The sequence below is a fragment of the Methylobacter luteus IMV-B-3098 genome (genome assembly GCF_000427625.1).
GTDB lineage: Bacteria > Pseudomonadota > Gammaproteobacteria > Methylococcales > Methylomonadaceae > Methylobacter > Methylobacter luteus.
Genome location: NZ_KE386569.1, coordinates 3,921,705 through 3,935,475 on the forward strand (window position 1 = coordinate 3,921,705; position 13,771 = coordinate 3,935,475).

Below are 13,771 nucleotides of genomic sequence, written 5' to 3' on the forward strand. Positions count from 1 at the left end.
GCATGTTTATTCAGTTGGAAAAGCTTAGCCGATTGCAGCGGCCAATATTGACGGAATCGTTATTTGAAAGGGCGGGGCGCATATCTTGAAAACAAGAATTCTGTTGCTCTTGGTCATCGCCACTTCGATAGCGGCTTTTTTCATCTTCGATCTCGGAAAGTACCTCACTTTAGAGGCCTTGGAATCGCAGCAGGTGGCCATCGAATCTTATCGCAGTGCTCATCCTGGTCTGACTGCTGTGATTTATACCTTGGCATATATAGCGGTTACCGCTCTGTCGCTGCCTGGAGCCGCAGTGTTGACCTTGGCAGGCGGAGCCATTTTTGGTTTGTTGTGGGGCACGGTGGTTGTGTCCTTCGCCTCGAGCATCGGCGCGACGCTAGCTTTTCTTGCGACCCGGTTTTTGTTTCGGGATGCTGTCGAGGCTCGCTTGAGGGATCGTCTGCAAGCGATAGACGAGGGCATCAATCGGGATGGCCCGTTCTATTTATTTACTCTGCGCCTGGTTCCGCTTTTTCCGTTCTTCATGATCAATCTGGCGATGGGATTGACGGCGCTTCGCATCTGGACGTTCTATTGGGTCAGTCAGGCCGGTATGCTGGCCGGGACTATCGTTTACGTCAATGCCGGCACGCAGTTGGCGAAAATCGATTCATTGTCCGGTATATTGTCGCCAGCCTTGCTGGGCTCATTTGTCCTGCTCGGATTATTTCCTTTATTGGCTAAAAAAGTCGTGGAGGGTGTAAAAGTTATGAAAGTCTACCAAAAGTGGCAAAGACCTAAACGGTTTGATAACAATCTGGTCGTGATCGGCGCCGGTTCCGGCGGCCTGGTGACAGCTTATATTGCCGCGGCCGTGAAAGCCAAAGTTACACTGATCGAAAAGCATAAAATGGGCGGCGATTGCCTGAATACCGGTTGCGTTCCGTCAAAGGCACTGATCCGTTCGGCCAAATGGCTGTCTCATCTACAGCGCTCCAAAGAATTCGGCATCAAACAGGCCAGCGCGGACTTCGATTTCGCCGACATCATGGAGCGGGTGCAGTCGGTGATCAAAACTGTAGAGCCGCACGATTCAATCAAGCGATACACTGAATTAGGCGTCGATGTTATCGAAGGCGAGGCCAAAATCATTTCGCCGTGGGAAGTCCAAGTCAAAACCGCCGAGGGGTTTCAAATCCTGACGACTCGGTCAATTGTCATTACCGCAGGCGCGCGCCCGTTTGTGCCGCCTATTTCCGGCATTGAAACTATTGATTATTTGACTTCGGACACGGTCTGGAACTTACGGATATTGCCGAAACGCCTGCTCATACTCGGAGGCGGACCAATCGGCAGTGAACTGGCCCAATGTTTTGTCCGTTTCGGCAGTCAGGTCATTGTGGTTGAAATGGCGCCGCGCCTGCTGGTGCGTGAAGACTCCGACGTATCCGAAGCAGTCATGGCGCGTTTCAAACAGGAAGGCGCCGATTTGCGCCTGGAACACACTGCAAAGGCATTTATTGTCGAAAACGGTGAAAAAATTCTGGTCGCCGAGCATCAGGGTAAACCGGTCAAAATTCCGTTCGACCAGGTGCTGGTCGCAATCGGCCGGGCCGCCAACGTTGAAGGCTATGGCGTGGAAGAACTGGGCATTGCGCTGTCGCCCAGAAAAACCATAGCCACCGATGCCTTTCAGGCGACTAATTATCCGAATATTTATGCCTGCGGCGATGTGGCAGGCCCTTATCAGTTTACTCATACCGCTGCGCATCAGGCCTGGTATGCCGCCGTCAATGCCCTGTTCGGCCAGTTCAAGAAATTCCGTACCGATTATTCGGTGATTCCCTGGTCGACCTTTACCGATCCGGAAGTAGCTCGGGTTGGCTTGAACGAGCAAGACGCCAAAGAACAGGGCATTCCTTATGAAGTGGTGACTTACGGTATCGACGATCTCGACCGCGCGATTGCCGACGGCGAGGCACACGGCTTCGTCAAGGTGCTGACTCAACCCGGCAAGGACAAGATTCTCGGCGTTACCATCGTCGGCGAACATGCGGGAGACCTGATTGCCGAGTTCGTGCTGGCCATGAAGCACGGCATCGGCCTGAACAAAATGCTGGGCACGATCCATATCTATCCGACTCTGGCCGAGGCTAACAAATATGCAGCAGGAGTCTGGAAACGCGCGCATGCGCCGCAAGGTTTGCTGCGCTGGCTGGAGCGTTTCCACGCCTGGCGGCGCGGATAACTTAACCGAGAGCTATTGATATGACACTATTATTGCTGATTGTGGCTGTCTGTTTCCTGAGTTTTGCCAATGGCGCCAACGATAACTTTAAAGGTGTCGCGTCCTTGTATGGCAGCGACGCGGCAACATACAGGACGGCTTTGTTCTGGGCTACGCTGACCACTTTGGCGGGTTCGCTGTGCGCCTTGTATCTGGCGCAGTCATTATTAATTAAATTTTCTGGCAAGGGTTTGGTCACGGATGCCTTGATCCAGTCGGTCCCGTTCATTACCGCCGTGGCCGGAGGAGCCGGATTGACCGTAATTCTGGCGACCCGTATCGGCTTTCCCGTGTCAACGACGCATGCCTTGCTCGGGGCTATGGTCGGCAGCGGCTTGCTGGCGTCATGGGGCGAAATGAATCTTACCGCGTTGCAGCATAATTTTGTGATGCCATTGCTGTTAAGCCCGCTGTTCGCCGTTGTGTTGGCGATGTTCGTTTATCTGGCGTTACAGCGGGTCCGGCAAAGGTTGGGTATAGGCGAGTCGCTCTGTTTGTGCGTGGAAAGTGAAGCGACTCTGAATAATGAGACAAGCATTATGGCTATGGCGCAACACCCGGCGACTAGTCTCACTATTGATACCGAAGTTGCCTGCGCCAACCGTTATTCAGGTAAGGTGTTGGGCATCAATGCGCAAAGTGTGGTGGATAAACTGCATTTTTTGAGTGCGGGTTCCGTCTGTTTTGCCCGTGGCCTTAATGATACGCCCAAAATCGCTGCCTTATTATTGCTGGCGCCCTCGTTAAATATTCACTGGATCATCATTTTGGTCGCTGGAATGATGGCTTTGGGGGGCCTCGTCAATGCGCGGCGCGTCGCCGAGACCATGAGCCACAAAATCACAGCAATCAGCCATGGGCAAGGTTTGGCTGCCAATTTAACGACCGCTTTGCTGGTGATTTTTGCCAGTCAATTTGGCATGCCTGTTTCCACTACGCATGTATCGGTAGGCTCGCTGTTCGGGATCGGTCTGACCAATGGCAAGGCGCATCATCGAATGTTCGCATCCATTGTTTTGTCCTGGCTGTTGACCTTGCCGTGTGCCGCTTTATGCGCCGCCGCTATTTATGGCATGACCAGCACGTTCAGCGGATGAGCCATTAAGTATTTTGGAGAAAAATAATGTGTAAAAAATCTCTATTGTTAACTGTCAGTCTGTTGTTTTCGGCCTGGAATGCGGTTGCGGAAGAACCCGATTGGGCCAGTTACCATTCGGTATTGAAACATGTCAAACCAGGATCGAAAAACGGAGTGTCACTGATGCTGGTGGACTATTCTGTTATTAAAAACAATGGCAGCCTGGATAAAGCCTACCGGGACCTTACGGCATTCAAGCTTGATCGCTTGGCTGGCCGTGAGGAAAAACTGGCTTTTTATATCAATGCCTACAATATACTGGCGCTGAAAATGGTGGCAGACCATTGGCCGACCGAAAGCATCAAGGATGCCGGCAGCCTGTTCAGCCCGGTTTGGGATAAACCGGCTGGCGAACTGGGCGGCAAGACGGTAACGCTGGGTGAAGTGGAGCATGAGATCCTGCGCCCGATGGGTGAGCCGCGGATTCATCTGGCTATCGTATGCGCTTCAGTAAGCTGTCCTGACTTACGCAATGAACCTTATACGGCGGCCAGACTTGATGAGCAACTGGCCGAGCAAACACGGCGCTTTCTCGGCAATGCCGGCAAGGGACTCAGAGTCGAAAAGAATGCAATTCATGTTTCCAAAATATTCGACTGGTTTGAAGATGACTTTAAATCTCAGGACGGCGTCACAGCCTTCATAAAACGCAATAAAACCGGATTACCCGAGTTAATTCTAAAAACGAGCCTTCCTTATGACTGGGCGGTTAACGGTGCACAATAAGAGGTGCAATTAGCCGTATGAGAATTGTTGAAGATAATTGTTTAATTGTTTTGCCTTATACTTGGCATTCAATTTTCAACATTATTTTCATCGAGAATGGATCAAATAATTTCAATAACAACGGGGGCAGTGAGATGAGGCATGAACTGTCGTCACCAGACCAATGGCTGGATTTGCACGGCGATATTCTCTATCGCTATGCCTTTGCCCGCGTTCGTGATTCCGAAATGGCGGAGGATTTAGTACAGGAAACGCTGCTGGCTGCTTTAAAAGCCAATGCTCGCTACGCCGGAGAAGCATCCGAGCGAACCTGGCTGATCGGCATACTGAAGCATAAGATAATCGATCATTTTCGAAAATCGTCCAGAGAAAAGGCCCAGGAATTTGCGGGGCAATTTTCAGACGATGAGAACAATGATTACTTCGATCAGCAAGGCAACTGGCAAGTCGATTTATCTTCCTGGTCCAAACCAGACACATCGCTGGAGCAGGAGCAGTTTCTCGATATTTTGCAGCACTGCATCGATCGGTTGCCGCCCAAAATGGCGCAATTGTTTATGCTGCGTGAATTGGATGGCATAGAGAGCGAAGAAATCTGCCAATTGATGTCAATCTCGACGCTCAATAATTTCTGGGTAATCTTGTCGAGAACGCGGCTGCAACTGCGCCATTGCCTTGATCTGAAATGGCTCAATTAAATAGGGACGAATGAAATGTTGACGTGTAAAGAAGCTAGCCATCTGATTTCAAAAAAACTGGATGTCAAACTGACTTGGCATGAGAACCTGGGACTTTGGCTGCATATTTCGCTTTGCAGCCTGTGTCGGCGTTATCTCCGAGATGTCAAAAAATTGCGTTCAGTGATACGGGCTGCTGGAAAATCCGACCAGATGTTGCCTGAATCCTTTAAACTCTCCGAACAAGCCCGGACACGGATTAAACAGGCTTTAAGAAAAAATATGACAGATAAAAATTGACTTAGCTCGGGATGATCCTTAACAGGAAAGCTTAAATGGCTTTTGAGCCTTCAACCATCCTAATAAATGCGAATGCAAAATATCTTGTAAACGTCTGTAAGAAATCTCCGTTTTAGCGGCTCAGTAAACAAACACGCAATGGTCTATTCCGTTTACTTGCGTCTCCACAAACAGTGACCAGTCAGATCTGACTGTGGCGGATCTATCTAAGTTGTGAGTGCTAATTTTGACAGCTAATATAAGCATAAAATAGCAAATTTTAACAAAAATTATACAATTCAAGACCCCATTCAACTTTATTCCACACTAAGAGGAATAAATGACTTCCTGTGCAAAAAAGCGACGACCACTTTAGAATGCAGGATTAATGTGATATTTTTCACATTCTGATCATAGTCGACTATTCTTCTTGTATAATTTCATTAATTCATCTTGAACCATCAAGTTCAGATCGCATTTTTGATGCGGATTTTTGCTTCTTCAATCAACTCTCGTACAACAATCAATTTCAATCGGGAATATACCTTATACGTATTATTTATTTATTAATCTATATATGCTTTTTTATGATTAAAAGTATTCAATAATAAATCTGGAAGATTTTAAACTTACATCCAGGGAGATTAAATCTAGTAATTGATACTGAATGACGAAATCTAAAAAGCATTTTGAATTTAGAGATAACTTGCCAATTAGGTTAATAAACTTTTCTTAAAGAAATATTAAAATTATTCTGGATCTAAATATGCAAGCTGATAATATCTTCACAAATCAATCTAAAACAGTCATGTTGATTGATGATCAGACATTGTATAGAGAAGCTTTGGCTAGTCTAATAATAAAACATCATCATTTAAATGTAATCGCTCAGGTTGGATTTAATGAACAAGCATTTGAGATGGCCGACAATCTGAAGCCTGATATTATCCTAGCGGACCCTTGCTTCAACCATGAAGATAGTATTCCATTTATTTACAGATTAGCGCAAAGGTGTGAAGAGAGTCATATTTTATTAATATCATCGCCTTGTAGCAGCGACTTCTATTTTGATTTTATTCGTGCTGGTGTATCTGGAATCATTTTGAAAACCGAGACTTCCGATATTTTGCTCAAGGCAATCGATAGAGTTTTATCCAATGAGGTATGGTTTGATCGAACCTTATTAACTTCTGCTTTTAAAGAAATCGGAAAACGGAATCAGATAGCGGATTTGCAAAAAAACAGCTTAACCTGTTTATCAAAACGAGAACGTGAAATCGTTAATCTGGTAGTAAATGGTCTTAATACATTATCGATAGCGAAAGCATTGCATATAAGTGAAAAAACGGTTCGCAATCATATTTACTCGGTCTATGGAAAGCTTGAAGTCAAAGATCGATTGGAGCTGGCCCTTTTTGCGACCCGCAATGGTATCTCCGCTGAACCTGTCCTATAAAGAAATTTACAGGCTAGGCCATTAATGCCATCTTAGAGCCTGTTCAATATCTCCGCAGTAACCGCGCCAAGCAAGCCAGATTGACGAGTTGCAAGCTGGTATTGAGCAAGCGCTCAGTATTTTTCCAAAGCCGCCTGCACTTCTCTGAAACGCGGGAAGACTTTCGGCACTTTATGGGGCAAGTGCTGCGGGATGTGCCTGACGATAAAGAGGTGCACATGATCCTGGACAATTACTGCACCCGCAAGAAAAACGATGAGTGGTTGAAAAAACGGGGTGGCCGCGTGCAGTTTCACTTTACACCGGCGTCGGCAAGCTGGCTAAATGAAAATTACTGCTTTTGATGAGGGTGGGGTCATTTGGCGGGACAAAAGAAGTTATGTCCCCTTTGAAATACTAATTGATGATGCGGAGGTCGGGATAAAAAAGTGGACCGGTGAGTCATGGTGATAGTGAAGCTGGATCACTGCCATCCCTTCTTTTTCTTTTCGGGTTAAAAGGCAAGAAGCTCGGGCGGATGCTTCCATAATTATCCAGATAAAATGACAAGGCAGAATGATTTCGCCGATGTGTTGAGCCCGGCGGTGGATAGAGTTGCGGAGTTGGCGGAGGGCGTCGTGAACGTGGTGGGCGATCTGGCCGCAGACCTTGTGGAAACGCCAGGCAACCTCGTGCAGGATGTTTTGAACGCGACCGGGGATGCGGTCTCTGCGCTGCCCTGGGTGGGCGCTTTCCTGCACAGCGCGCTCGGCTGGTTGGGAGGGGTGGCGGCAGGCGTCACGAATCTGATCGGGGCCGTGGTCAAGGGCGGGGCGGGCATTGGGGCCGATGTAATGGTTAAGGGCCTGATCGACTTCGGGTCTAGCATCGCCGGCGCCGCCATCCTGATCATCGGACAGCTGCTCTCCTTGATCCAGCGTCTCATCTTCCTGCAAAGCAGTGAACGCCCGCTCACCAAGAAGGAACAGGACATGCTGCGCCGGGTCTTCTATAACTCACTGGCCCTGTACAATATCCGCATCATCGAAGGCCGGTCAGGGCTCTTTGGAATGAGCCACAGGGCGTTCGCCTTGGGCAATACGATCTATCTGAAGAACGTCAATCTTGCCATAGCGCCCAGCGTGCTGGTGCACGAATGCGTGCATGTCTGGCAGTACCAAAACCTTGGGGCTCGCTACGCTATGGATGCCCTGGGTTCGCAAGCTTATTATGGTTGCGGTCGTGGTGGCGCTTACGATTGGCAGGCCGAATTGGCCCGTGGTCACTTGTGTTGGCGGGACTTCAATCGAGAAGCTCAGGCGGAATTTATGCAGCATGTCTGGGATGCAGGCACATTGACCTTATTAGGACATAGTTATGGACCAGGAAAGGGCGCTTTTTACAACCGGGAAGAGGTGCTCGGTATTTTCGGTCCCGACTCAGCCACCGTACAATTTAGGGTGAGCGATGGCACCGATCACACCGGCTTCGCGAGCGAATCGATAGCCCGGATGCGCAGCCGTATCAATGTGCGATGGTCGCATGGCTTTTGGGTATTGGCAGGTTAAACTGATGGGCAAATTGGCCATGTCGGTTTATATCTTATAGACAGGCGAAATTGAGAGCGGTCTTTAGGACGGGCTTAAAAACCGTTATCAAGCGTAAAAACCGCTGCAGGCATTGCCTGGCTCAAATCCACCAATCGCCAACAGTCAGACTGGTTTTACCTATTACATTCTTATTCTCTGGAACGGCATACCAGTCCGGTCCGGATGAGATACCGTTAGATGCTCAGGAGACTCTATCATGTTCAAAGCCGCTCCTCTTTCTCGCCTCTTGCTCCTGCTGTCCTGCTTCTTGCTTGCTGTTCCAGGCGCCACAATGGCTTGTGAGGCTCTACGCGAAACTCGCGAGGCGACTTCTGAGATCATCAAGACGTTCATTAGCAGCAAGAAGATGAAAGTCCTAACCTTTGTCGGCTATTCAGGCGCCCGGTACCAAGATCCCGCGGCTATGTTGGAGCACGCTTCACGCGTACTCGATCGCCACAGTCCAGCAGGGACAATGATCAATATCGGCGCTACAACCGAAGGCATTGGCGGTATCTACGAACTTGCAAAGCGTAGAGGGTTCACAACGATTGGCATTGTCTCTACGCTTGCACGCGATGAACACGTCACACTCTCTCCCTGCGTCGACTATGTTTTCTTCGTCAAAGACCCTACGTGGGGAGGACAGATGCCCGGATCCACCCGACTCTCACCCACTTCCGCAGCTATCATCGCAAACAGTACGTCATTCGTTTCCATCGGCGGAGGTGATGTCGCCCGAGATGAGATGCTCGCGGCACAAAGGGCCGGCAAGTCAGTCACGTTTATCCCAGCTGACATGAATCACCAACTCGCTCGCGAAAAGGCCATGAAGCGAGGTTTATCCGAGCCAATCGACTTCCGGGGGGCCGCGCATGCCGCGTTCGTTAAAGGTAACTAAGCTCCTAATAGGGGATGTAAGCCCAATCCCCAGAATAGGCCTTGTGTTTTAAGAGAGTATCTACAATTTATCCGCCATACGGCCATTTATCGCGTATTGCGCCGAATGATAATTTTCATGCGGTGCAATACGCTGCGCTATTGCACCCTACGAATTACACCTTACCGCGTTAAGTTTAAGTATTCGCTTGCGTCGTAGAAGTAGAACGGTGAAGACGTAAACGAATAGCTCCATGTCTGTGCGCTTAGAAGACTTAGAAAACATAACAGAATTAAGCGAAGCGTCGAAAGCATATTCAACTAAATCCACTCAAAAGAACCAATGATTAAATCACATAACGTCGCTTCAGTGTTTTTGTCTGACACCAAACAATTATAGGTAATAAATGCCATTCGCTCTTTCCCCATAACATGCCATACACGCCAATAATTTAATTCTCCGTCAATATTTTCTTGTGTGGAAATTTCAGATGCAGGAGCCTTTCCAAGGCCAACATTCAAAGAATACACAGATTTCGTTGAGACAGCCCATCCACGCTGTGAAGCGTAGCTCGTCGCAAAATCTATAGCTTCTTGAACAGTTGGTTCTTGTTGCGATTTGCGTTTAGCAAAGGATATCTGTATTACACCGACACCATCTTTATCGTCAAACAAACTAATGACGCCATCTTCTTCATGGAAGACCCATGCATCAGGAATATCAAGAGAAAAGAGATTTTCCCACTTCACTTTGTGCAATACATATTCATCACTTGTGCATTATATAGCCAATTATCATTGCTATTGTCGGCATAATTTCTTGTTTTTATTAAATTACCTTATCTTGATTTACATAAACCATATGTTTTAGCACAAAGCCCCCGCTAGTCCTATATGGGCGGCTCCGTCGTATAGCTTACATGTGCTTTTTTGGGGCGATTAATTCGGGATAGAAATCTTCACAGTAGAAAGAAAATGCTTGTTCTTCCTGTTCTACTACTCGATACCTAGCACCTTCAAGTTGCATATTACTAACATCTTCAATGTCTACAAGTAGGCCGAATAGTCCTTCCAGACGACCTAATTTAATATCAAATGCACTATTAAATTTTATATGTAGCTCATGCTCATTAATTTCAAGCCGACTTAGAACCAATTCAACATCATATTTTGAGCAGCTTTCTTGACTAATATTTCTGGTCAAATTTATGGACTTTAAGAATTTATAATGTCGCGGTCCTAATGCGATAAATTCGTTAATTTTATTAAATACTGTATTCATGGCAAATACTCGCCCGGTAAGTGATCCCCTGTGCTTCTGCCATCTGGAAATCGTGCATTATATTCTCTCGTATGATAATGAGTGTCTGGTATATCTTGCGCTTTGTTTCCCGCATTATAGTCAGTCCGTCCTATTTGTCGCCCATATTCATCATAATGAGCTTCCCACGGTTCAACCCTTCCTTTGTCATTAATATACTGACCTTCTAATTTATTGGTGCCTGGTGTAGTTTGTTCTGGAGCTTTTGAGTTAAAAATATCATCTTCATTTCGTACCTGCTTCCAAACCCACTTACAGCCGTCCCAGACTTTTTTGAGCACTACGCCACATGCTCTTAAGTCCTTGGCGCATTGAATAGCACCTTTGACTATTGGATTCAATCCATCAGGATCAATGGCATTAACCGGACTCCCTCCGACATAGGCATACGTGTTCAGCCCACCCGCCAAGCCAATCGGATCACTCTGGCTATAGCGCCCGGTCCGCGGATCATAATCCCTGAAGTAATTGTAATGCAATCCGGTCTCGGCATCATAATACTGCCCCGGAAAGCGTAGATTGAACACGAACGTGCCCAGCCCGGACGGGTTTTGGTCCGGCAGGCTGGCGCCGAACGCTTCCGATTCCCAGGCCCATACCACCTTGTTGTCGACGGGCCGGCTGATCTGCCGCGGCGTGCCCAGCGTATCGGCATGGATGTAATAGATGTCCGGTGTGGTGGCGCCGGGCCTCAGCACCGCCACCGGCAGGTCGCCCAGCCAGACGATCTCCTGGATCAGCTAGCCTGAAGCGTTGTATTCGCCGGCCAGATGGCCCTGTTCGTCATAGAAGTAGCGTGTGAAAGGGCCGCCGATGACATTTTTCTTGACGCGCTGGCCGAGCGGATTATAGCCGTAGCTGACGGTCAGTCTGGCACCGGTGACGCTGGTGCGCCGGCCTTCCGGGTTGCCGGGTTTCATTCATTGATTTCGGAGAAACAGCTTTTAATTTCAGGAGGAATAATATTTTTTTTAACCTTTATATCCCCCCCGTAACTAATTTTTGACTCAACATCAAATACAGCACAAATTTCTCCAAGAATAAAAAGAGCGACCATTGATTCATCATTATTCCAAACTATTTCAACATCCTTATCGCAAAAATTTATTTCTCCGGAAATAATGGGAATTGCCCCTATAATTTTTTCTCCATCCTTACAATTTGAGTTATAGAGGTAAAAAAATCCTGTGTCGTCTGTGTATTCAAACACACCAGCCCGATCACCATAGGATCTGATATTACTTTCAAAAATTTCTATAGGTTCCATTTTCTCATTATGGTTATGGGTGATTCTTTTTGTAGTTTTCGCCTAATCGATGTTCTGTGCGAGTCATGGCGTTGGTTCCACCGGATGGAGTTCTATCGATATGATGTAACTCCATCGGGTACCCATCAGAACCAATCGGCGGTTTACCTTGCTTCATACGTTCTAAATTTTCTTCTGAATATTGTGATGAATTATTTTGTGCTTCGTTTTTCCAATAAGCTTCCCTTTCTTTTTTAAAAGCGTTTCGATCAATTTGAGTACATTTGCATGATGAACGTTCTATCTTTTTAACAATCAGATTTACTTCTATTGAGGTACATGACTCAACCTCCTCGCCTTGGGAAGCACAATATGCTTCACACCCTTTTTTAGCCTCTTCCGAGACAAGACCCAACGGATCAATCAAATTAACCGGATTTCCCCCAACATACCCATACGTATTCAACCCTCCCTCAAGCCCTATCGGATCACTCTGAATATACCGCCCGGTCCGCGGATCATAATCGCGGAAATAATTGTAATGCAATCCGGTCTCGGCATCATAATACTGCCCCGGAAAGCGCAGATTGAACACGAACGTGCCCAGCCCGGACAGGTTCTGATCGGGCTGGCTGGCGCCGAACGCTTCCGATTCCCAGGCCCACACCGCCTTGTTGTCGCCGGGCCGGCTGATCTGCCGCGGCGTGCCCAGCGTATCGGCATGGATGTAATAGATGTCCGGTGTGGTGGCGCCGGGCCTCAGCACCGCCACCGGCAGGTCGCCCAGCCAGACGATCTCCTGGATCAGCTGGCCTGAAGCGTTGTATTCGCCGGCCAGATGGCCCTGTTTGTCATAGAAGTAGCGTGTGAAAGGGCCGCCGATGACATTTTTCTTGACGCGCTGGCCGAGCGGATTATAGCCGTAGCTGACGGTCAGTCCGGCACCGGTGACGCTGGTGCGCCGGCCTTCCGGGTTGTAGCCGTAGCTGTAGGTACCATCGCTGAGCAGCAGGCCCATCCGGTCATAGCTGTAGCTGATGGCCTGGGCGCCGCTCTGGCTTTGCAGCTTGTTGCTGCTGGCGCTGATGTCGTAGTTGTAAGTCGTGGTGTTGTCCACCACCTTACCGGTACGGTTGCCGTTCAGGTCGTAGCTGTAGTCGACGCGGCTCTGGGCCGGTTCACCCCGCTCACTGCCGGTCAGGCGGTCGAGTCCGTCATAGTCGTGCTGCTGGTTCAGGCCGGGATTGCTGTCATCGGTTATCTGGATGAGCCGTCCAGCCGCGTCGTAGCCATAGTGGCGACTGTTGGGCATCTGGGCGGCATTGAAGCCCAGGCTGGCGAACACGGGGCGCCCAGCCAGGTCGTAGACCCGCTCGTGCTGCTGGCCATTGCCCCAGGTCCAGCCGTTGATCTGGCCGTCCGGTTCGTAGCTGATCTGGCTGATCAGCGGCTGGCCGTTGACGGTGATTTCATTGATCTTGCCGTTCAGCCAAACGTAGCCGATGGTCTGGCCGGTTGGCGTGACCGTCTGTTCCCATTGGCCCTGCGCATTATAGCTGTAGCTGGCAGTCAGCGTATTCGTGCTGACCGATTGGCTCTTGCTGGTGATGCGGCCATGGCTGTCGTAACTGTAGCTGACCGTGTCGGCATTGTTGGCCAGGCTGCACAGCCGGCCGATGCCGTTGGCGCAGTTGTCCCAGCTGTAGGTGACGGTCTGGGAGTCATAAACGGCCTGGGTGATGCGGTTGAGGCTGTCGTAGCTGTAGACGGCGGTCTTATTGCGCGCATTGGTGCGGGTCTTGGTATTGCCGGCGTCATCATAGGTAAAACTGGTGGTGCCGGTGTCGGGGCTGATCTGACGGGTCAGGTTGCCCAGGCCGTCGATCTGGTACTGGGTGCTGAGGTTGCGCGGATCGGTGACGCGGGTGAGCTGGCCCAGGCCGTCATAAGTCGTATCGATCTGGCCCTGCGTGCTGCCGACGACGGTCGGATGCGGCTCCAGCTGGCGCACCGGCTGATCCAAAGGGTCATACTGGTGCTGGCGGATGCGTCCGAGCGGATCGGTGATCTGGGTCAGGTTGCCGTTGGGATCGTACTGGAAATTGGTCACCGCCGGCGCCGCGTTCGCGGCGCTGACGACCAGCGCCGGCATTATTAGGCCGGTCAGGATCGAGGCCACTGTTAAAAAGAAAATTCTTGCCGTTAAGTTCAT

Annotated in this window: 15 protein-coding genes and 1 pseudogene; 9 read left to right on the plus strand and 7 right to left on the minus strand. The window is 49.1% G+C overall.

What is annotated here, in order from left to right; all coding sequences use genetic code 11:
* Nucleotides 1–85 precede the first annotated feature (85 nt).
* From METLU_RS0120725 to METLU_RS0120750, 6 genes are all read left to right on the plus strand, one after another.
* On the plus strand, nt 86–2,230 hold the full coding sequence (locus METLU_RS0120725; protein ID WP_407939099.1) for an FAD-dependent oxidoreductase: 2,145 nt from the start codon (nt 86–88) through the stop codon (nt 2,228–2,230).
* Between the two features lie 20 nt (nt 2,231–2,250).
* A complete protein-coding gene (locus METLU_RS0120730; protein ID WP_027159900.1) occupies nt 2,251–3,366 on the plus strand; it encodes an inorganic phosphate transporter in 1,116 nt (371 codons plus the stop codon).
* Nucleotides 3,367–3,392: 26 nt separating this feature from the next.
* Nucleotides 3,393–4,133, plus strand: a complete 741-nt coding sequence (locus tag METLU_RS0120735) for a DUF547 domain-containing protein (RefSeq protein ID WP_027159901.1) — start codon at nt 3,393–3,395, stop codon at nt 4,131–4,133.
* Between the two features lie 134 nt (nt 4,134–4,267).
* On the plus strand, nt 4,268–4,831 hold the full coding sequence (locus METLU_RS0120740; protein ID WP_027159902.1) for a sigma-70 family RNA polymerase sigma factor: 564 nt from the start codon (nt 4,268–4,270) through the stop codon (nt 4,829–4,831).
* A gap of 15 nt (nt 4,832–4,846) precedes the next feature.
* Complete coding sequence (locus METLU_RS29330; protein WP_027159903.1) at nt 4,847–5,110, plus strand: anti-sigma factor family protein; 264 nt, start codon at nt 4,847–4,849, stop codon at nt 5,108–5,110.
* A gap of 745 nt (nt 5,111–5,855) precedes the next feature.
* Complete coding sequence (locus METLU_RS0120750; RefSeq protein WP_027159904.1) at nt 5,856–6,545, plus strand: response regulator transcription factor; 690 nt, start codon at nt 5,856–5,858, stop codon at nt 6,543–6,545.
* 43 nt (nt 6,546–6,588) lie between these two features.
* Here METLU_RS0120750 and METLU_RS28120 read toward each other — a convergent pair.
* Nucleotides 6,589–6,690: pseudogene (locus METLU_RS28120) on the minus strand (IS5/IS1182 family transposase); the annotation flags it as partial.
* On the opposite strand from METLU_RS28120, the gene METLU_RS28125 reads away from it, so the two are divergent.
* The 3 genes from METLU_RS28125 to METLU_RS26000 all read left to right on the plus strand — a co-directional run bounded on the left by METLU_RS28125 (nt 6,647) and on the right by METLU_RS26000 (nt 9,014).
* Nucleotides 6,647–6,889 (plus strand): transposase, encoded by a 243-nt coding sequence (locus METLU_RS28125; protein ID WP_331271284.1) that lies wholly within the window; start codon nt 6,647–6,649, stop codon nt 6,887–6,889. The pseudogene METLU_RS28120 and the gene METLU_RS28125 sit on opposite strands and share 44 nt — an antisense overlap.
* 198 nt (nt 6,890–7,087) lie before the next feature.
* Nucleotides 7,088–8,092 carry a hypothetical protein gene (locus METLU_RS0120760; RefSeq protein WP_027159906.1) on the plus strand — a complete coding sequence of 335 codons (1,005 nt, stop codon included), beginning with the start codon at nt 7,088–7,090 and terminating at the stop codon, nt 8,090–8,092.
* A gap of 238 nt (nt 8,093–8,330) precedes the next feature.
* Entirely contained in the window at nt 8,331–9,014 is a 684-nt protein-coding gene (locus METLU_RS26000) for a hypothetical protein (RefSeq protein ID WP_051300052.1), read from the plus strand.
* A gap of 299 nt (nt 9,015–9,313) precedes the next feature.
* Here the strand turns inward: METLU_RS26000 and METLU_RS0120770 are convergent, their stop codons facing one another.
* From METLU_RS0120770 to METLU_RS29030, 6 genes are all read right to left on the minus strand, one after another.
* Nucleotides 9,314–9,751: a hypothetical protein gene (locus METLU_RS0120770; protein ID WP_027159907.1), complete on the minus strand. Its 438-nt coding sequence runs from the start codon at nt 9,749–9,751 to the stop codon at nt 9,314–9,316.
* Nucleotides 9,752–9,908: 157 nt separating this feature from the next.
* Nucleotides 9,909–10,274 (minus strand): hypothetical protein, encoded by a 366-nt coding sequence (locus METLU_RS0120775; RefSeq protein WP_027159908.1) that lies wholly within the window; start codon nt 10,272–10,274, stop codon nt 9,909–9,911.
* Nucleotides 10,271–11,017 carry an RHS repeat-associated core domain-containing protein gene (locus METLU_RS0120780; RefSeq protein WP_027159909.1) on the minus strand — a complete coding sequence of 249 codons (747 nt, stop codon included), beginning with the start codon at nt 11,015–11,017 and terminating at the stop codon, nt 10,271–10,273. Before METLU_RS0120780 ends, METLU_RS0120775 begins: the two co-directional genes overlap by 4 nt.
* Before the next feature lie 36 nt (nt 11,018–11,053).
* A complete protein-coding gene (locus tag METLU_RS28470) occupies nt 11,054–11,233 on the minus strand; it encodes a hypothetical protein (RefSeq protein ID WP_027159910.1) in 180 nt (59 codons plus the stop codon).
* Nucleotides 11,230–11,580 (minus strand): DUF2251 domain-containing protein, encoded by a 351-nt coding sequence (locus tag METLU_RS26005; protein ID WP_051300055.1) that lies wholly within the window; start codon nt 11,578–11,580, stop codon nt 11,230–11,232. Before METLU_RS26005 ends, METLU_RS28470 begins: the two co-directional genes overlap by 4 nt.
* A 13-nt stretch (nt 11,581–11,593) precedes the next feature.
* Nucleotides 11,594–13,771 (minus strand): RHS repeat-associated core domain-containing protein, encoded by a 2,178-nt coding sequence (locus METLU_RS29030; RefSeq protein WP_051300060.1) that lies wholly within the window; start codon nt 13,769–13,771, stop codon nt 11,594–11,596.